The following is an 18,493-nucleotide window of genomic DNA, read 5'->3' on the forward strand; positions in this document are numbered from 1 at the left end:
TGGGGCAGATCCTCCTCGCCGGTGGCCTCGCCGCGGGAGAAGACCACGTACCTGCCATGAGGCAGATCCTCTTCTCCGGAGCCATCGGGCTCTTTCTGACCCTGATCGGCACCCCGCTGCTGATCAAGCTGCTCGCCCGCAAGGGCTACGGCCAGTACATCCGGGACGACGGCCCGCGGACGCACGGCAGCAAGAAGGGCACGCCCACCATGGGCGGTATCTCCTTCATCCTGGCCACGCTGATCGCCTACGCGGTGACGAAGGTGATCACGGGCAGCCAGCCCACCTTCTCCGGTGTGCTGGTGCTCTTCCTGTTCGCGGGCATGGGCCTCGTCGGCTTCCTCGACGACTACATCAAGATCGTCAAGCAGCGCAGCCTGGGGCTGCGGGCCAAGGCCAAGATGGCCGGTCAGCTGATCGTCGGTGTCGCCTTCGCGATCCTCGCGCTGAACTTCGCCGACGCCCGCCAGCAGACCCCGGCCTCCGACCGGCTCTCCTTCGTCCAGGACTTCGGCTGGTCCTTCGGCCCGGTGATCTTCGCGATCTGGGCGCTGTTCATGATCCTCGCGATGTCGAACGGTGTGAACCTCACCGACGGCCTGGACGGCCTGGCCACCGGCGCCTCCGTGATGGTCTTCGGCGCCTACACCTTCATCGGCGTCTGGCAGTACCAGGAGTCCTGCGCCAACGCGGACACCCTCACCAATCCCTCGTCCTGCTTCGAGGTGCGCGACCCGCTCGACCTCGCGGTCGTCGCCTCCGCGCTGATGGGCGCCTGCTTCGGCTTCCTGTGGTGGAACACCTCGCCCGCCAAGATCTTCATGGGGGACACCGGCTCGCTCGCGCTCGGCGGCGCCCTCGCGGGCCTCGCCATCTGCTCCCGTACGGAGCTGCTGATGGCCATCCTCGGCGGGCTGTTCGTCCTGATCACCCTGTCCGTGGTCATCCAGGTCGGCTCGTTCCGGCTCACCGGGCGCCGGGTCTTCCGGATGGCGCCACTCCAGCACCACTTCGAACTCAAGGGCTGGAGCGAAGTCCTGGTGGTGGTCCGGTTCTGGATCATCCAGGGCATGTGCGTGATCGTCGGACTCGGCCTCTTCTACGCGGGCTGGCGGGCTTCGTGACCATCGACGTCACCGACCTCGCCGGACGGCATGTCACCGTCGCCGGACTCGGCGTCTCCGGGGTCCCCGCAGCGCGTGCGCTGCGGGGCCTCGGGGCCACGGTGACCGTCGTCAACGGAAGCGACGGCGAGCCCCAGCGCGCCCAGGCGGCCGAACTGGAGCCGCTCGGCATCACGGTCCGGCTCGGTGACGGGGACACACTCCCCGAGGGCACCGAACTGGTCGTCACCACGCCCGGCTGGAAGCCCACCAGCCCGCTCTTCCTGGCCGCCGAGAAGGCGGGCGTCCCGGTGTGGGGCGATGTGGAGCTGGCCTGGCGGCTGCGCGGCCCGGACTCCGCGCCCTGGCTCGCGGTCACCGGCACCAACGGCAAGACCACCACCGTGCGCATGCTGGCGTCCATCCTGGAGGCGGCCGGACTGCGCACCGCCGCCGTCGGCAACATCGGCGTCTCGCTCCTGGACATCGTGCTGGGCGACGAGCCGTACGACGTGCTCGCCGTCGAGCTGTCCAGCTACCAGCTGCACTGGGCGCCCTCGCTGCGCGCCCACTCCGGCGCGGTGCTCAACCTCGCCCCCGACCACCTCGACTGGCACGGCTCCATGGCGGCGTACGCGGCCGACAAGGGCCGGATCTACGAGGGCAACCAGGTGGCCTGCGTCTACAACGCCGCCGACCCCGCCACCGAGGACCTGGTCCGGGCGGCCGACGTCGAGGAGGGCTGCCGGGCGATCGGCTTCACCCTCGGTACCCCCGGCCCCTCCCAGCTCGGCGTCGTCGAGAACATCCTCGTCGACCGGGCCTTCATCGCCGACCGCCAGAAGAGCGCCCAGGAGCTGGCCGAGGTCGCCGACGTCAACCCGCCCGCGCCGCACAACATCGCCAACGCGCTCGCCGCCGCGGCCCTGGCCCGCGCCTTCGGCGTGCCGCCCGCGGCCGTACGGGACGGGCTGCGCGCCTTCCGCCCCGACCCGCACCGGGTGGAGCACGTCGCGGACGTCGAGGGCGTGCGTTACGTGGACGACTCCAAGGCCACCAACACCCACGCCGCCGAGGCGTCGTTGGGCGCGTACGAGCACATCGTGTGGGTCGCCGGCGGCCTCGCCAAGGGCGCCACCTTCGACGACCTCGTCTCCACGGCCGCCCAGCGGCTGCGCGGCGTGGTGCTGATCGGCGCCGACCGCGCCCTGATCCGGGAAGCGCTCGCGCGACACGCAGCGGATGTCCCGGTCGTGGACCTCGACCGGACCGACACTGGGGCGATGGCGGCGGCTGTCCGGGAAGCGGCCCGGCTCGCCCGGCCGGGCGATACCGTCCTTCTGGCCCCGGCCTGCGCCTCGATGGACATGTTCACCAACTACAACAAGCGGGGCGACGCCTTCGCCGCGGCGGTTCGCGACCTGGCCTCCGGCCCGGTCACGGACGAGCAGTAGCCCGCAGGTCCCCCGCGAGGACCACCGCTCGCGCGGAGAACCTGGAGGGGATTCGACATGACGCCTGACCAGCCCGCGGCGCCGCGGTCCCGGCAGGCCGCGGCCTCCGGCCGCCCCGGGCCGCTGGCGGGCGCCGCCGCGCGGCCACGGCCCGCGGTGTCGCGGGGCGGGGAGCGGTCCGCGGCGCCCGCCCGCCCGCAGAGCGGCCGGGGCAAGGCCGCGGCCACGACCCCCCAGGGCAGGGACAAGGCGGGCAAGGGCCGTCAGAGCGCACCCAGGGTGCCCCGCCGCCCGGCGATCCGCGCACCCCGCCGTCCCTCCAAGGGCAGCCTGCTGGACGCGCTGCGGGGCGCACAGCAGCGCGCCAAGAAGGCCTGGGACCGGCCGCTCACCGCGTACTACCTGATCCTCGGCGGCGCCGCCCTGATCACCGTGCTGGGCCTGGTGATGGTCTACTCCGCCTCCCAGATCAAGGCCCTTCAGTCCGGCCTCGCCCCCTCGTACTTCTTCCGCAAACAGCTCTTCGCCGCGGCGCTCGGCGGCGCGCTGATGCTGCTGGCCGTGCGCATGCCGATCAAGCTGCACCGCGCCTTCGCCTATCCGCTGCTGGCCGCCTCGGTCTTCCTGATGTGCCTGGTCCAGGTGCCGGGGATAGGGATTTCGGTCAACGGCAACCAGAACTGGATCTCCTTCGGCGGCCCGTTCATGCTCCAGCCGAGCGAGTTCGGCAAGCTCGCGCTCGTCCTGTGGGGCGCCGATCTGCTCGCCCGCAAGCAGGACAAGCGGCTGCTCGCGCAGTGGAAGCACCTTCTGGTGCCGCTCGTCCCGGCGGCGGCCCTGCTGCTCGGGATGATCATGCTGGGCGGCGACATGGGCACCGCGATCATTCTCTCGGCGATTCTTTTCGGCCTGCTTTGGCTGGCGGGCGCCCCCACCCGGCTCTTCGCGGGCGTGCTCGCCTTCGCCGGCGCGATCGCCATTTTACTGATCAAGACCAGCCCCAACCGGATGTCCCGGCTCGCCTGCATCGGCGCCACCGAGCCCGGAGCCAACGATCAGTGCTGGCAGGCGGTGCATGGGATCTATGCTCTGGCCAACGGCGGATGGTTCGGCTCCGGACTGGGTGCGTCCATGGAGAAATGGGGCGAACTCCCCGAACCGCACACCGACTTCATCTTCGCCATTACCGGGGAGGAACTCGGCCTGGCGGGGACGCTGTCGGTGCTCGTCCTCTTCGCGGCTCTAGGCTATGCGGGTATCCGCGTGGCCGGACGCACGGAGGACCCCTTCGTGAGGTACGCCGCGGGAGGCGTGACCACTTGGATCACGGCCCAGGCCGTGATCAACATCGGTGCGGTGCTCGGTCTGCTGCCGATCGCCGGGGTCCCGCTCCCGCTGTTCTCCTACGGAGGGTCCGCCCTGCTGCCGACCATGTTCGCCGTAGGTCTGCTGATCGCCTTCGCCCGGGCCGAGCCCGCCGCGCGGGCGGCGCTGGCCATGCGACAGCCTGCTTTGCGGAAGAAGCTGGCTCGGGTGAGACGGAAGACGATGAGACGGCGCGTCAAGGAACGGCCGTCCGGAGAGCGGTGAATTTCGGTGCATGTCGTACTCGCCGGTGGGGGGACCGCCGGCCACATCGAGCCCGCGCTCGCCCTCGCGGACGCCCTGCGAAGGCAGGATCCGACCGTGGGGATCACGGCGCTCGGCACGGAGCGCGGGCTCGAGACCCGGCTCGTGCCCGAGCGCGGCTACGAACTCGGGCTGATCCCCGCCGTTCCGCTGCCACGCAAACCCACCCCCGAGCTGATCACCGTCCCCGGGCGGCTGCGCGGCACGATCAAGGCCGCCGAGCAGATCCTGGAGCGCACCAAGGCCGACTGCGTGGTCGGTTTCGGCGGCTATGTGGCCCTGCCCGGCTATCTGGCCGCCAAGCGGCTGGGTGTGCCGATCATCGTCCATGAGGCCAACGCCCGGCCCGGGCTCGCCAACAAGATCGGCTCCCGCTACGCCACGTCGGTCGGGGTCTCCACCCCGGACAGCAAGCTCCGGGGCGCCCGCTACGTGGGCATCCCGCTGCGCCGCTCCATCGCCACCCTGGACCGGGCGGCGGTCCGCCCCGAGGCGCGCGCGGCCTTCGGCCTCGACCAGAACCTGCCGACGCTGCTGGTCTCCGGCGGCTCGCAGGGCGCACGCCGGCTGAACGAGGTGGTCCAGCGGGTCGCCCCGTTCCTGCAGCGGGCCGGGATTCAGGTGCTGCACGCGGTCGGCCCGAAAAACGAACTGCCGCATGTGGACAACATGCCCGGAATGCCGCCCTATATCCCGGTACCGTACGTGGACCGGATGGACCTCGCGTACGCCGCGGCCGACATGATGCTCTGCCGCGCGGGCGCGATGACCGTCGCAGAGCTGTCCGCCGTCGGGCTGCCGGCCGCCTACGTCCCGCTGCCCATCGGCAACGGCGAGCAGCGGCTCAACGCCCAGCCGTTGGTCAAGGCGGGCGGCGGACTGCTGGTCGACGACGCCGAACTGACGCCCGAATGGGTGCAGAGCAACGTACTGCCGGTGCTCGGCGACCCGCACCGGCTGTACGAGATGTCGCGGCGCGCCGCCGAATTCGGCCGCCGGGACGCCGACGAGCTGCTGGTCGGCATGGTGTACGAGGCAATCGCGGCACGCCGCCAGGCGTGAGAAGGCAGGGAGCGTGGCCGGACCGACGACCGCCGAGAGCGGCACCCGAAGGAGGTCGCCGTCCGGCCCGCCCCCGCGCCTGTTCGCGGCGCGGCGCAGGTTCCGCCTGCCCAGCCGCCGCACCCTGGTGATCGCCGCGGTGGCGGCCGCCCTGCTGGGCGGCGGGACCGGCTGGCTGCTGTACGGGTCGAGCTGGCTGCGGGCCGAGCGGGTGACGGTCACCGGCGCGGACGTGCTCACCCCGGACGAGGTCCGGAAGGCCGCGGCCGTCCCGCTGGACACCCCCCTGGCCACGGTGGACATGGACGCGATCGGTCGGCGACTGCGGGACCGGCTGCCGCGGATAGCGAAAGTGGACGTATCCCGGTCATGGCCGCACACCATCAGTCTTGATGTGACGGAACGCAAGGCCGAAGTGATTGTCGAAGAGGGCGGGAAGTTCCGCGAAGTGGACGCCCATGGCGTGCGGTTCTCCCGCGTGACCAAGCGGCCCAAGGGCGTTCCACTGCTCGAATTGGAGCCGGACCGGTCGCCGAGTTCGCGCCATTTCGGCCCTGCGCGACTGCGCCGCGAGGCCGTCCGGGTGGTCACCGGGCTCCCGGCGAAGGTCCGTACGGACATGCGCTCGGTCCGGGTCCGCTCGTACGACTCGATCACCCTGGAGCTGTCCCGGAGCCGTACGGTCGCGTGGGGGAGCGATGAGCGCGGAGCCGCGAAGGCCAAGGCGCTCACGGCGCTCATGAAAGCGCGGCCCGACGCCGGTCACTTCGACGTCAGCGCGCCGAGCGCGCCCGCGGTGTCCCGTAGTTGACGGGCATAGCGGCAGGCCAGCACCCTGGTTGGCTGGACCACTGGGTGATCACATAGGGTGAAAAGAAAAGCGGGAGGTTCGGCGTGTTCATTGAACGCGCGCCACTTGTCGACTTAGTGTCCTGTTCCGAAGACTCCGGGAAACAGAGGCACTGGTAACCCTAAACTTCAGCGTTAGGGTTGGGGTCGGCAATCGGAACCGTCCCATTCGGCATCAGTCGGCGCACCGCGGCAACAGCGGGGTGACGACACGTAACTCGAGGCGAGAGGCCTTCGACGTGGCAGCACCGCAGAACTACCTCGCAGTCATCAAGGTCGTCGGCATCGGCGGCGGTGGCGTGAATGCCATCAACCGGATGATCGAGGTCGGGCTCAAGGGCGTCGAGTTCATCGCGATCAACACCGATGCGCAGGCCCTGCTGATGAGTGACGCGGACGTCAAGCTCGACGTCGGCCGCGAGCTCACTCGTGGACTGGGCGCCGGCGCCAACCCCGACGTCGGCCGGAAGGCCGCCGAGGACCACCGCGAGGAGATCGAGGAGGTCCTCAAGGGGGCCGACATGGTCTTCGTGACGGCGGGCGAGGGCGGTGGCACCGGAACCGGTGGCGCCCCCGTGGTCGCCAACATCGCGCGCTCCCTGGGCGCGCTGACGATCGGTGTGGTCACCCGTCCGTTCACCTTCGAGGGCCGCCGGCGCGCCAATCAGGCCGAGGACGGCATCGCGGGACTGCGCGACGAGGTCGACACCCTCATCGTCATTCCGAACGACCGGCTCCTGTCGATTTCCGACCGTCAGGTGAGCGTGCTCGACGCGTTCAAGTCGGCGGACCAGGTACTGCTGTCGGGTGTTCAGGGCATCACCGACCTCATCACCACCCCCGGCCTGATCAACCTCGACTTCGCGGACGTCAAGTCCGTGATGTCCGAGGCGGGCTCGGCGCTCATGGGCATCGGCTCGGCGCGCGGCGACGACCGCGCGGTGGCCGCCGCCGAGATGGCGATCTCCTCGCCACTGCTGGAGGCGTCCATCGACGGCGCCCGCGGGGTGCTGCTCTCCATCTCCGGCGGCTCCGACCTCGGTCTGTTCGAGATCAACGAGGCCGCCCAGCTGGTGAGCGAGGCCGCCCACCCCGAGGCCAACATCATCTTCGGCGCGGTGATCGACGACGCGCTCGGCGACGAGGTCCGGGTCACCGTGATCGCGGCGGGCTTCGACGGCGGTCAGCCGCCCGCGAAGAACCAGAACCGCGACAAGGTGCTGGGCTCGTACAACGGCGGTCGCGAGGAGAGCGCGAGCGGCCAGGCCCCCCGTCAGTCCGCCCCGGAGCCCGGCCGTCCGTCCTTCGGCGGCCTCGGCAGCGTCACTCCGCGTGAGGAGGAGCCCGCCCCGGCGGAGCCCGCTCCGGTCGCCGAGGTCCCGCCGCCGCCCCCGGTGTCCACTCCGCAGGTCCCGCCGGCCCGTCCCTACCAGGACAGCCAGGCCGAGGAGCTGGACGTGCCGGACTTCCTGAAGTGAGCCCGCTGCCATGGCTCCACGGCGACCCTGAAGCGATCCCGCAGTGATAGCGCAACAGCACGACGCGAGCGGCGCGCACTTCGCCTTCACCGACCGGTGGGGCGGGGTGAGCGCCGCTCCGTATGACGAGCTCAACCTCGGCGGCGCGGTGGGCGACGACCCCCAGGCCGTGACGGCCAACCGCGAGCTGGCGGCCAAGGCGCTCGGCCTGGAGCCGTCGTCCGTCGTCTGGATGAACCAGGTGCACGGCCGGGACGTGGCCGTGGTCGAGGGTCCCTGGGCGACCGGTGAGATCCCCGCCGTGGACGCGGTGGTGACGTCGCGTCGAGGGCTCGCCCTCGCCGTCCTCACCGCCGACTGCACCCCGGTGCTGCTGGCCGATCCGGTCGCCGGTGTCGCCGGTGCCGCCCACGCGGGGCGGCCCGGGCTGGTCGCCGGAGTGGTCCCGGCGGTGGTCGAGGCGATGACGGCCCAGGGCGCGGACCCGGCCCGGATCGTGGCCCGAACCGGTCCCTCCGTTTGCGGCCGGTGCTACGAGGTCCCCGCGGCCATGCGCGCCGAGGTCGCCGAGACGGTGCCCGAGTCCTGGGCCGAGACCAGCTGGGGCACCCCGGCGGTGGACGTGGCGGCTGGGGTGCGGGCCCAACTCGCCCGGTCCGGTGTGGAGATGGATGGACAATCTCACATCTGCACGCTGGAGTCGGCGGACCACTTCTCGTACCGGCGGGACCGCACGACGGGGCGGCTCGCGAGCTATGTCTGGTTGGACGGCTGAGCTGTGACGGATCGCAAGACGGAACTGGCCGCGAACCTGGCACAGGTGGAGGAACGTATCTCTGCCGCCTGCGCCTCGGCCGGTCGCAAGCGCGAAGACGTGACCCTGATCGTGGTCACCAAGACGTATCCGGCGAGCGATGTCCGTTTGCTCGCGGAACTCGGCGTCCGGCACGTCGCGGAGAACCGCGATCAGGAGGCTGCCCCGAAAGCTGCGGAATGCGCTGATCTGCCATTGATCTGGCACTTTGTCGGGCAATTGCAGACCAATAAGGTGCGTTCTGTATGTAGTTATGCCGATGTGGTGCAATCGGTTGATCGCAAGCGATTGGTCGACGTGCTCTCGGGGGCGGCCGTGGGGGCCGCGCGCGAGCTGGGTGTCCTGATTCAAGTGGCGCTCGACGCGGACTCCGATGAGCGGGGTCAGCGGGGTGGCGTCGGTCCGGACGGTGTGGGCGCTCTGGCCGACGCAGTGGTCGCGGCCGACGGGTTGCGGCTGGACGGTCTGATGACCGTGGCGCCGCTGACCGGCCCCTACGCGGACCGGCCGCGGGCGGCCTTCGACCGGCTGATGGAAATCTCATCCGGCCTGCGCGTGGCTCATCCGGCTGCGAACATGGTCTCGGCGGGAATGAGCTCAGATCTGGAAGAAGCGGTTGCGGCGGGGGCGACACATGTGCGCGTCGGCACTGCGGTACTCGGAGTCCGCCCCATGCTCCGGTAACGTCGCGAAGAAGTCGGACCACAGCAGAAAATATGGTCATTCCCGTCAAAAGACGGGCAGGCCACGTGGATCCAAGGCATCCGGTGGCGGAGCCGATCCACCACAGAGCGGAGGACGCAGAGAATGGCCGGCGCGATGCGCAAGATGGCGGTCTACCTCGGCCTCGTGGAGGACGATGGGTACGACGGCCGGGGGTTCGACCCCGACGACGAATTCGAACCCGAGCCGGAGCCCGAGCGGGAGCGCCGGCGTCATCCGGCGGTGGAGACCGAGCCGCGGCCGGAGAGGGGCGAATCTGTGCGAGTGGTCCACCCCCCCGCACAGCGTGAACCGGCTCCGCTTGTAACGGAAAACAGACAACCCGCGCGAATTGCCCCCGTGGCGTCTATCACACCTGAACGTCAGAACTTGGAGAAGAACGCACCGGTGATCATGCCCAAGGTTGTGTCCGAGCGGGAGCCGTACCGCATCACCACACTGCACCCTCGGACCTACAACGAGGCCCGTACTATCGGGGAACACTTCCGTGAGGGCACCCCGGTGATCATGAATCTGACGGAGATGGACGACACGGACGCGAAGCGACTTGTCGACTTTGCCGCCGGACTCGTGTTCGGTCTCCATGGGAGCATTGAGCGAGTGACGCAGAAGGTGTTCCTGTTGTCTCCTGCTAACGTCGATGTCACGGCGGAGGACAAGGCCCGTATCGCAGAGGGCGGGTTCTTCAACCAGAGCTGAGACGCAACACGGCAACACCGAGTCATCCGAGGCCGCAAGGCCGCGTACGAAACAGGGGAGAGGGACGCGCGAGATGGGCATCGCACTGCAGGTGATCTACATCGCGTTGTACTGCTTCCTGATCGTGCTGATCTTCCGGCTGGTGATGGACTACGTCTTCCAGTTCGCACGCTCGTGGCAACCCGGTAGGGCGATGGTGGTCATCCTCGAGGCCACCTACACTGTGACCGATCCGCCACTCAAGCTGCTGCGGCGGGTCATCCCGCCGTTGCGTCTCGGGGGTGTGGCGCTCGACCTGTCCTTCTTCGTGCTGATGATCATCGTCTGGATCCTGATCACCGTCGTGAGCAATTTTGCGAGCAGGGTGTGAACGATACGGTCTTGCCGGTTGCCGACGACTACGTTGAGGTGAAGTAGAGATGCCGTTGACCCCCGAGGACGTGCGGAACAAGCAGTTCACGACCGTCCGCCTCCGAGAAGGCTATGACGAGGACGAGGTCGATGCCTTCCTCGACGAGGTCGAAGCCGAACTGACCCGGCTGCTGCGGGAGAACGAGGACCTGCGCGCCAAGCTGGCCGCAGCCACCCGGGCCGCCGCACAGAGTCAGCAGCAACAAGGCATGCGCAAACCTCCGGAACAGCAGGAGCGACCCGGCGCCCCTGTTCCCGCCGCCATATCCGGACCGCCGCAGCAGCAGGGTCAGCCCGGCCCGCCGCAGCAGCAGCAACAGCAGCAGCAGATGGGCGGCCCGCCGCAGCTTCCGGGCGGTGCCCCGCAGCTGCCGGCCGGTCCGATGGGCCAGGGCGGCCCCGGCCCGATGGGTCAGGGTGGTCCCGGTGGCCCCGGCGGTCCTGGCGGCCCCGGTGGTCCCGGTCCGATGGGCCAGAACGGCCCCATGGGTCCCGGCGGGCCCATGGGTGGCCCGATGGGCGGCCCCGGTGGTCCCGGCGGCCCGCAGCTGCCGCAGCCGGGTCAGGGCCCGGGCGGCGACAGCGCCGCGCGCGTGCTCTCGCTCGCGCAGCAGACCGCCGACCAGGCGATCGCGGAGGCCCGTTCCGAGGCCAACAAGATCGTCGGTGAGGCCCGCAGCCGCGCCGAGGGCCTGGAGCGCGACGCCCGCGCCAAGGCCGACGCGCTGGAGCGGGACGCGCAGGAGAAGCACCGTGTCGCGATGGGCTCCCTGGAGTCCGCTCGCGCCACGCTCGAGCGCAAGGTCGAAGACCTGCGCGGCTTCGAACGCGAGTACCGCACGCGGCTGAAGTCGTACCTGGAGAGCCAGCTGCGCCAGCTGGAGAACCAGTCCGACGACTCGCTGGCCCCGTCGCGGACTCCGGCGACCGCCTCGCTGCCGCCGTCCCCCTCGATGAGCGGGTCCATGGCTTCCTCGGGTGCCGGCTCGATGGGTGGCCACACCATGGGCGGCAACCAGTCGATGGGCGGCGGCCACAACCAGAACGGCGGCGCGCCGTCGTACGGTGGGCAGCAGCAGATGTCTCCCGCGATGACCCAGCCGATGGCACCGGTGCGGCCGCAGAGTCCGCAGCCGATGCAGCAGGCGCCGAGCCCGATGCGGGGCTTCCTCATCGACGAGGACGACAACTGACGCGTCGCGCGTAGGCGCGCGTTCGGCAATCACGAAGGGCTGGGCCCCGGGAGCGGATCGCTCCCGAGGCCCAGCCCTTTGCCGTGCGTGGGGCCGACGGCGGTCTTTCCCCTACCCGCCCCTCCGCAACCGGGGCTCCGCCCCGGACCCCGGTCCGCAAACGCCGGACGGGCTGGAATGCGGGCGCGCTCCGCCCCGGGCCCCGGACGCCTTTCGGGCGTGTCCTCAAACGCCGGACGGGCTGACATCAGCCCGTCCGGCGCTTGAGGACCGGGGGTTCAGGGGGCGGAGTCCCCTGGTCGGGAAGGGGCGGAGTGGGGAACAAAACCCCGCGGGGCGTTACGCCTTGCGGAGGCGGAAGGTCAGGCCCAGGGCAGGGTCCTCGAAGGGGGTGCCGTAGGCGGCGTCGGCCTCGCCGGAGGCGAAGTCCGTGGCGAGGACCTCGTCCGCGATCAGCCCCGCGTGGTCCGTGAGGGCCTGGCGGAGTTCCTCGTCGGCGGACACCCACCGCAGGGCGATCCGGTCGGCGACGTCCAGGCCGCTGTTCTTACGGGCCTCCTGGATCAGCCGGATGGCGTCCCGGGCGAGGCCCGCGCGCCGCAGCTCCGGGGTGATCTCCAGGTCGAGGGCGACCGTGGCGCCGGAGTCGGAGGCGACCGACCAGCCCTCCCGCGGGGTTTCGGTGATGATGACCTCGTCGGGGGAGAGGGCGACCGTCTCGCCGTCCACCACGACCGACGCGGTCCCCTCGCGCAGCGCGACGGACAGCGCGGCCGCGTCGGCGTCCGCGATGGCCTTGGCGACCGGCTGGGTGCCCTTGCCGAAGCGCTTGCCCAGGGCACGGAAGTTGGCCTTGGCGGTGGTGTCGACCAGCGAGCCGCCGACCTCGTTCAGCGCGGCGAGCGAGGAGACGTTCAGCTCCTCCTCGATCTGGGCGCGCAGCTCGGGGCCCAGCTTCTCGAAGCCGGACGCGGCGACCAGCGCCCGCGACAGCGGCTGGCGGGTCTTCACGCCGGACTCGGCCCGGGTGGCCCGGCCCAGCTCCACCAGGCGCCGTACGAGGGCCATCTGGGCCGAGAGGGCCGGGTCGATCATGGCCTGGTCGGCCTCGGGCCACGAGGCCAGGTGGACGGAGTCGGGGGCGTCCGGGGTCACCGGGACGACCAGGTCCTGCCAGACGCGCTCGGTGATGAACGGCACCAGCGGGGCCATCAGCCGGGTGACCGTCTCGATGACCTCGTGCAGGGTGCGCAGCGCGGCCGCGTCGCCCTGCCAGAAGCGGCGGCGCGAGCGGCGCACGTACCAGTTGGACAGGTCGTCCACGAACGCGGACAGCAGCCGCCCGGCGCGCTGGGTGTCGTACGCCTCCATCGCCTGGGTGACCTGCTGGGTGAGCGTGCCCAGTTCGCCCAGCAGCCAGCGGTCCAGCATCGGGCGCTCGGCCCGGGCCGGGTCGGCGGCGGACGGCGCCCAGCCCGAGGTGCGGGCGTACAGGGCCTGGAAGGCGACCGTGTTCCAGTAGGTCAGCAGCGTCTTGCGCACGACCTCCTGGATGGTGCCGTGGCCCACCCGGCGGGCCGCCCACGGCGATCCGCCGGCGGCCATGAACCAGCGCACGGCGTCGGCGCCGTGCTGGTCCATGAGCGGGATCGGCTGAAGGATGTTGCCCAGGTGCTTGGACATCTTCCGGCCGTCCTCGGCCAGGATGTGACCGAGGCAGACCACGTTCTCATAGCTCGACCGATCGAAGACGAGCGTGCCGACCGCCATCAGCGTGTAGAACCAGCCGCGGGTCTGGTCGATGGCCTCGGAGATGAACTGCGCCGGGTAGCGCTTCTCGAAGACCTCCCTGTTGCGGTACGGGTAGCCCCACTGCGCGAACGGCATCGAACCCGAGTCGTACCAGGCGTCGATGACCTCCGGCACCCGCACGGCCTCCAGGGAGCAGCCCTCGGCGGTGCAGGTGAAGGTGACCTCGTCGATGTACGGGCGGTGCGGGTCGAGCCCCGTCTGGTCGGTGCCGGTCAGCTCGGACAGCTCGGTGAGCGAGCCGACGCAGGTCAGGTGGTTCTCCTCACAGCGCCAGATGGGCAGCGGGGTGCCCCAGTAGCGGTTGCGGGAGAGGGCCCAGTCGATGTTGTTGTTCAGCCAGTCGCCGAAGCGGCCGTGCTTGACCGAGTCCGGGAACCAGTTGGTCTTCTCGTTCTCCCGCAGCAGCGCGTCCTTGACCGCGGTGGTGCGGATGTACCAGGACGGCTGGGGGTAGTAGATCAGCGGGGTGTGGCAGCGCCAGCAGTGCGGGTAGCTGTGCTCGTACGCCAGGTGCCGGAACAGCAGGCCGCGCTCGTCCATGTCGCGGACCAGCACCTCGTCGGCCTTCTTGAAGAACTGGCCGCCGACCAGGTCCAGCCCCTCCTCGAAGGTGCCGTCCGTGCGGATCGGGTTGACGATCGGCACGCCGTAGGCGCGGCTGCTCTTGAAGTCCTCCTCACCGTAGGGCGCCTGGTGGACCAGTCCGGTGCCGTCCTCGGTGGTGACGTAGTCGGCGTTGACGACGAAGTGCGCGTCGGGGATCTCGACCAGCTCGAAGGGGCGCTGGTACGTCCAGCGCTCCATCTCCGCACCGGTGAAGCTCTGGCCGGTTGTCCGCCATCCCTCGCCGAGCGCCTGCTCGACCAGCGACTCGGCGACGACCAGCTTCTCGTTGCCGTCCGTGGCGACCACATAGGTCACCTCGGGGTGGGCGGCGACGGTGAGGTTGGCGACCAGCGAGAACGGGGTGGTCGTCCATGCCAGCAGGGACGCCTCGCCCGCCAGCGGGCCGGAGGTCAGCGGGAAGCGTACGTAGACGGAGGCGTCGACGACGGTCTCGTAGCCCTGCGCCAGCTCGTGGTCGGACAGCCCGGTGCCGCAGCGCGGACACCAGGGGGCGACGCGGTGGTCCTGGACCAGCAGGCCCTTGGTGAAGATCTCCTTGAGCGACCACCACACCGACTCGACGTACTCGGGGTCCATCGTGCGGTAGGCGTCGTCCAGGTCGACCCAGTAGCCCATGCGCCGGGTCAGTTCGGCGAAGGCGTCGGTGTGCCGGGTCACCGACTCCCGGCACTTGGCGTTGAACTCGGCGATGCCGAACGCCTCGATGTCCTTCTTGCCGTTGAAGCCCATCTCCTTCTCGACCGCCAGCTCCACCGGCAGGCCGTGGCAGTCCCAGCCTGCCTTGCGGGCCACGTGGTAGCCGCGCATGGTGCGGAAACGGGGGAAGACGTCCTTGAAGACGCGCGCCTCGATGTGATGGGCGCCCGGCATGCCGTTGGCGGTGGGCGGGCCCTCGTAGAAGACCCACTCCGGCCGGCCCTCGGACTGTTCGAGGGTGCGGGCGAAGATCTTGTTCTCCTGCCAGAAGTCGAGCACGGCGTGCTCGAGGGCGGGCAGGTCGACCTGGGCGGGCACCTGGCGGTACTGCGTCATCGGAATGCGTCCTCCGGCGGATACGTCTCGTCGTTTCCGTCGGAGGGACGAGAGCCTCGGCGCTCCCGCGGTACCACCCTCCTTGGCCGCGAGCAGTGCGCTCCCGGCCCCCTCATTAGGGGCGCGATGCCGGTTCTACTGGCCCAGGGCGGGTGTTCTTCCGGCGGCTCCGGGGTGATCCTTCACGTCGCGCTCGCCCCCGGGCTCACACCGTCCCCGGGTCGCTCGTGGCCGCGTACGCCGCTACTCGTCCCCATCCACGCCTTTCGCTGCGCCCAGTGTACGTGGCCGGACGGACCGCGGCCGACCGATTTCCGCCGCTGCGCCGACTGGGGGAGGGGCCGGACCCGAGATGACCCGAATGCCGATACGCCGGGTGCTGCAGGGCGGGAGTCGTCGCACGTCACTCTCCGGTACCGGTTCCCGGCCGGATTACCGGGCGGTGGGTGGGGCACAACCGTGGAGACCGGATTGCCGTACGGGCAAGCCGGGCGAATCGGGCGGCGTGCCCCGTTGCCGCGTGCCCGGAGTCGATTTATCGTTCCGGAACGATTCGCGAGCAAGATCACAATATGTGAAGGGGCCGCGGCCATGGTGGCGAGGAAGACCGCCGTGCAGAAGAGCACGGCGAAGGCGACGAAGGCCGCGTCCGCGAAGAAGAGCGCCTCGGCGGGCAAGGCCGCGTCGGCCTCCGCGCAGGACGAGAAGGCCGCGAAGGTCACGAAGAAGGCGGCCGCCAGGACCACGGCCAAGAAGACCACGGCCAAGAAGACCACGGCCAAGAAGACCACGGCCAAGAAGACCACGGCCCATCAGGCGACGCCCAAGAAGACCACGAAGGCCGCGGTCAAGAAGGCCACGGCGAAGAAGACCGCATCGGCCGCATCCGCCAAGAAGGCGGTGCCCGCGAAGAAGACGGGAGCCAGGAAAGTGGTTGCGAAGAAGACTCCGGGCGGTGCGCCGACCGCCAAGCAGACCGCGCCGTCGTTCCCGCCGTCCGGCGTGCCCAAGGCCCGGGCCGGCGGGCCCGTGGACCCCGGTGAGCTGGCCGTACGCCCCGGTGAGGCCCCCTGGTCGGCGGAGGAGGTGGACGAGGCGCGCACCGGGCTGCTGGCCGAGGCCGGCCGGCTGCGCACCGAGATCCTCGCCTCCGAGGAGGCCATCACGGGGCTGATGCGGGACTCCGGCGACGGTGCGGGCGACGACCAGGCCGACACCGGCACCAAGAACATCACCCGCGAGCACGAGATGGCCCTGGCCGGGAACGCCCGCGAGATGCTGCTGCAGACCGAGCGCGCCCTGGAGCGGCTGGACGCCGGGACCTACGGCCTGTGCGAGAACTGCGGAAACGCGATCGGCAAGGCCCGGATGCAGGCGTTCCCGCGCGCGACGCTGTGTGTCGAGTGCAAGCAGCGTCAGGAGCGCCGCTGACCGTCCGCACGCCTGTGTCGTACCCTCGTCTGAGCCAGGGGGAGACTGGCCCGACGATGAGGGAACATACGTTGACAGAGGCGGAGCAGGCCATCGGTACGCCAGATGCGGGGAAGGCCGAGGAGGGCGCCGGGACCAGCGCCGCCGGGGCCGTGGCCGGAGCCGGGAAGAGGCGGCGGATCGGGGTGCTGGCCGCGGTCGCCGGGTTCGCGTACCTCCTGGATCTGTGCAGCAAGCTGGCCGTGGTCGCGAAGCTGGAGCACCACGCTCCGGTCGAGGTGATCGGCACCTGGCTGCAGCTGGAGGTGATCCGTAACCGCGGTGCGGCCTTCGGCATGGGCGAGGCGATGACCATCGTCTTCACGGTGATCGCGGCCGGGGTGATCGTGGTCATCGCGCGGCTGGCCCGCAAGCTCTACAGCCTGCCCTGGGCCATCGCGCTCGGCATGCTGCTCGGCGGCGCCTTCGGCAACCTCACCGACCGGATCTTCCGGACCCCCGGCGATCTGCAGGGGGCGGTCGTGGACTTCATCGCGCCCGCCCACTTCGCGGTCTTCAACCTCGCCGACTCGGCGATCGTGTGCGGCGGCTTCCTGATCGTGATCCTGTCCTTCCGCGGCCTGGACCCGGACGGCACGGTCCACAAGGACTGACGCCCGGCGCCGCTGACGCGGGGCCGGTATGCGACGGGCGTACGAACCGGTGCGCGCGGTCCGTCATACTCGACGGGTGAGTACGATTCCCGAGATCCGCACCCTGCCCGTACCCGACGGACTGGAGGGCGAGCGCGTCGACGCCGCGATCGCCCGCATGTTCGGCTTCTCGCGGACCAAGGCGGCCGAGCTGGCCGCCGCCGGGAAGGTGCAGGTCGACGGCAGCACCGCTGGAAAGTCCGACCGGGTCTCCGGCGGGGCCTGGCTCGAAGTCGAGATGCCGCAGGCCGCGCCGCCGGTCCAGGTCGTCGCCGAGCCCGTCGAGGGCATGGAGATCGTCCATGACGACGACGACATCGTGGTCATCGCCAAGCCGGTCGGCGTCGCCGCCCACCCCAGCCCCGGCTGGACCGGCACGACCGTGATCGGCGGGCTCGCGGCCGCCGGTTTCCGCATCGCCACCTCGGGCGCCGCCGAGCGTCAGGGCATCGTCCACCGGTTGGACGTGGGCACCTCCGGTCTGATGGTCGTCGCCAAGTCCGAGCGCGCGTACACCCTGCTCAAGCAGCAGTTCCGGGAGCGCACGGTCGAGAAGCGCTACCACGCGCTGGTCCAGGGCCACCCCGATCCGCTCAGCGGCACCATCGACGCGCCGATCGGGCGTCATCCCCAGCACGACTACAAGTGGGCCGTGACCGCGGACGGCAAGGCGAGCGTCACCCACTACGACCTCATCGAGGCCTTCCGCGCCGCCAGCCTGCTCGACATCAAGCTGGAGACCGGGCGCACCCACCAGATCCGGGTGCACATGTCGGCCCACCGCCACCCGTGCGTCGGCGACCTCACCTACGGGGCCGACCCGACGCTCGCCAAGCGGCTGAAGCTGACCCGGCAGTGGCTGCACGCGATGCGGCTGGGCTTCGAGCATCCCTCCGACGGCAGCTGGATCGAGTTCGAGAGCCCCTACCCGGACGATCTGCAGCGGGCGCTGGACATCGTGCGCGCGGAGAGCGCGTGACCACGGCGGGCCCGTACGCGATCGAGGTCGTGACCGACGGCGACCTCACGGCCTGCCACGCCGTGCGCCACGAGGTCTTCGTGGTCGAGCAGGAGATTCCCGTGGAGGAGGAGATGGACGCGTACGACGCGCACGCCGTCCACCTCCTGGCCTTCTCGGCGGGCCGCCCTGTGGGCACCGTCCGCTTCCTGCACGGCGCGGCGGCCGACAAGAAGTACGGCCACGCCGGGGTGAACGGCGCCACCACCGCCGCCCTCGGCCGCCTCGCCGTGGTTCCCGCGGCGCGCGGCACCGGGCTGGGGGCGGCACTGGTCCGGGCGGTCGAGGCGGAGGCGGGGCGGCGCGGGCTGTCCGGGGTCTACCTGGAGGCGCAGACGCACGCCCTCGCCTTCTACGAGCGGCTGGGCTACGAGGCGTTCGGGCCGGAGTTCGACGAGGGCAGCGGCATTCCGCACCGTGCGATGCGGCGGGCGCTGTGAGGCGCTGAGCCCCGTGCGCCGCGGCG

Annotated in this window: 16 protein-coding genes; 15 read left to right on the top strand and 1 reads right to left on the bottom strand. The window is 70.6% G+C overall.

Going from position 1 to position 18,493, the window contains the following annotated elements:
- Window positions 1-56 precede the first annotated feature (56 nt).
- From mraY to ACFZCY_RS07830, 11 genes are all read left to right on the top strand, one after another.
- The gene (mraY, locus tag ACFZCY_RS07780; protein WP_055556414.1) at window positions 57-1,124 is read left to right on the top strand and encodes a phospho-N-acetylmuramoyl-pentapeptide-transferase; all 1,068 of its coding nucleotides are present in this window, start codon (window positions 57-59) and stop codon (window positions 1,122-1,124) included.
- Window positions 1,121-2,557, top strand: a complete 1,437-nt coding sequence (murD, locus tag ACFZCY_RS07785; protein ID WP_391170113.1) for a UDP-N-acetylmuramoyl-L-alanine--D-glutamate ligase — start codon at window positions 1,121-1,123, stop codon at window positions 2,555-2,557. The genes mraY and murD overlap by 4 nt, the downstream gene beginning before the upstream one ends.
- A gap of 57 nt (window positions 2,558-2,614) precedes the next feature.
- The gene (ftsW, locus tag ACFZCY_RS07790; RefSeq protein WP_391170114.1) at window positions 2,615-4,147 is read left to right on the top strand and encodes a putative lipid II flippase FtsW; all 1,533 of its coding nucleotides are present in this window, start codon (window positions 2,615-2,617) and stop codon (window positions 4,145-4,147) included.
- Window positions 4,148-4,153: 6 nt separating this feature from the next.
- Complete coding sequence (murG, locus tag ACFZCY_RS07795) at window positions 4,154-5,248, top strand: undecaprenyldiphospho-muramoylpentapeptide beta-N-acetylglucosaminyltransferase (protein WP_055556334.1); 1,095 nt, start codon at window positions 4,154-4,156, stop codon at window positions 5,246-5,248.
- Window positions 5,249-5,261: 13 nt separating this feature from the next.
- Window positions 5,262-6,059: an FtsQ-type POTRA domain-containing protein gene (locus ACFZCY_RS07800; protein ID WP_391170115.1), complete on the top strand. Its 798-nt coding sequence runs from the start codon at window positions 5,262-5,264 to the stop codon at window positions 6,057-6,059.
- A 277-nt stretch (window positions 6,060-6,336) separates the two neighbouring features.
- On the top strand, window positions 6,337-7,575 hold the full coding sequence (ftsZ, locus tag ACFZCY_RS07805; protein ID WP_391170116.1) for a cell division protein FtsZ: 1,239 nt from the start codon (window positions 6,337-6,339) through the stop codon (window positions 7,573-7,575).
- A gap of 43 nt (window positions 7,576-7,618) precedes the next feature.
- Window positions 7,619-8,350: a peptidoglycan editing factor PgeF gene (gene pgeF, locus ACFZCY_RS07810; RefSeq protein WP_391170117.1), complete on the top strand. Its 732-nt coding sequence runs from the start codon at window positions 7,619-7,621 to the stop codon at window positions 8,348-8,350.
- Between the two features lie 3 nt (window positions 8,351-8,353).
- Window positions 8,354-9,073 carry a YggS family pyridoxal phosphate-dependent enzyme gene (locus tag ACFZCY_RS07815; RefSeq protein WP_391170118.1) on the top strand — a complete coding sequence of 240 codons (720 nt, stop codon included), beginning with the start codon at window positions 8,354-8,356 and terminating at the stop codon, window positions 9,071-9,073.
- 123 nt (window positions 9,074-9,196) lie between these two features.
- Window positions 9,197-9,811 carry a cell division protein SepF gene (locus ACFZCY_RS07820; protein WP_391170119.1) on the top strand — a complete coding sequence of 205 codons (615 nt, stop codon included), beginning with the start codon at window positions 9,197-9,199 and terminating at the stop codon, window positions 9,809-9,811.
- A gap of 73 nt (window positions 9,812-9,884) precedes the next feature.
- Complete coding sequence (locus tag ACFZCY_RS07825) at window positions 9,885-10,181, top strand: YggT family protein (RefSeq protein WP_055556344.1); 297 nt, start codon at window positions 9,885-9,887, stop codon at window positions 10,179-10,181.
- A 49-nt stretch (window positions 10,182-10,230) separates the two neighbouring features.
- Window positions 10,231-11,415 (top strand): DivIVA domain-containing protein, encoded by a 1,185-nt coding sequence (locus ACFZCY_RS07830; protein WP_361489672.1) that lies wholly within the window; start codon window positions 10,231-10,233, stop codon window positions 11,413-11,415.
- Between the two features lie 339 nt (window positions 11,416-11,754).
- On the opposite strand, the gene ileS is transcribed toward ACFZCY_RS07830, so the two are convergent.
- Window positions 11,755-14,886 (bottom strand): isoleucine--tRNA ligase, encoded by a 3,132-nt coding sequence (gene ileS, locus ACFZCY_RS07835; RefSeq protein ID WP_391170120.1) that lies wholly within the window; start codon window positions 14,884-14,886, stop codon window positions 11,755-11,757.
- Window positions 14,887-15,477: 591 nt separating this feature from the next.
- On the opposite strand from ileS, the gene ACFZCY_RS07840 reads away from it, so the two are divergent.
- The 4 genes from ACFZCY_RS07840 (at window position 15,478) to ACFZCY_RS07855 (ending at window position 18,467) form a co-directional block, all read left to right on the top strand.
- Window positions 15,478-16,317 (top strand): TraR/DksA C4-type zinc finger protein, encoded by an 840-nt coding sequence (locus ACFZCY_RS07840; protein WP_391170121.1) that lies wholly within the window; start codon window positions 15,478-15,480, stop codon window positions 16,315-16,317.
- 71 nt (window positions 16,318-16,388) lie between these two features.
- Window positions 16,389-16,970, top strand: coding sequence for a signal peptidase II (locus ACFZCY_RS07845; RefSeq protein WP_391170122.1), 582 nt, complete (start codon window positions 16,389-16,391; stop codon window positions 16,968-16,970).
- 76 nt (window positions 16,971-17,046) lie between these two features.
- Complete coding sequence (locus tag ACFZCY_RS07850; RefSeq protein WP_391170123.1) at window positions 17,047-17,988, top strand: RluA family pseudouridine synthase; 942 nt, start codon at window positions 17,047-17,049, stop codon at window positions 17,986-17,988.
- Entirely contained in the window at window positions 17,985-18,467 is a 483-nt protein-coding gene (locus tag ACFZCY_RS07855) for a GNAT family N-acetyltransferase (RefSeq protein WP_391170124.1), read from the top strand. The genes ACFZCY_RS07850 and ACFZCY_RS07855 overlap by 4 nt, the downstream gene beginning before the upstream one ends.
- Window positions 18,468-18,493 lie beyond the last annotated feature (26 nt).

Origin of the sequence: Streptomyces sp. NPDC007983 (assembly GCF_042958345.1) — a bacterium.
Lineage (GTDB): Bacteria > Actinomycetota > Actinomycetes > Streptomycetales > Streptomycetaceae > Streptomyces.

Coding starts and splice junctions, on each gene's coding strand:
- mraY (WP_055556414.1), top strand. CDS start 57: ATGAGGCAGATCCTCTTCTCCGGAGCCATCGGGCTCTTTCTGACCCTG.
- ftsW (WP_391170114.1), top strand. CDS start 2,615: ATGACGCCTGACCAGCCCGCGGCGCCGCGGTCCCGGCAGGCCGCGGCC.
- ACFZCY_RS07820 (WP_391170119.1), top strand. CDS start 9,197: ATGGCCGGCGCGATGCGCAAGATGGCGGTCTACCTCGGCCTCGTGGAG.
- ACFZCY_RS07825 (WP_055556344.1), top strand. CDS start 9,885: ATGGGCATCGCACTGCAGGTGATCTACATCGCGTTGTACTGCTTCCTG.
- ACFZCY_RS07830 (WP_361489672.1), top strand. CDS start 10,231: ATGCCGTTGACCCCCGAGGACGTGCGGAACAAGCAGTTCACGACCGTC.
- ileS (WP_391170120.1), bottom strand. CDS start 14,886: ATGACGCAGTACCGCCAGGTGCCCGCCCAGGTCGACCTGCCCGCCCTC.
- ACFZCY_RS07840 (WP_391170121.1), top strand. CDS start 15,478: ATGGTGGCGAGGAAGACCGCCGTGCAGAAGAGCACGGCGAAGGCGACG.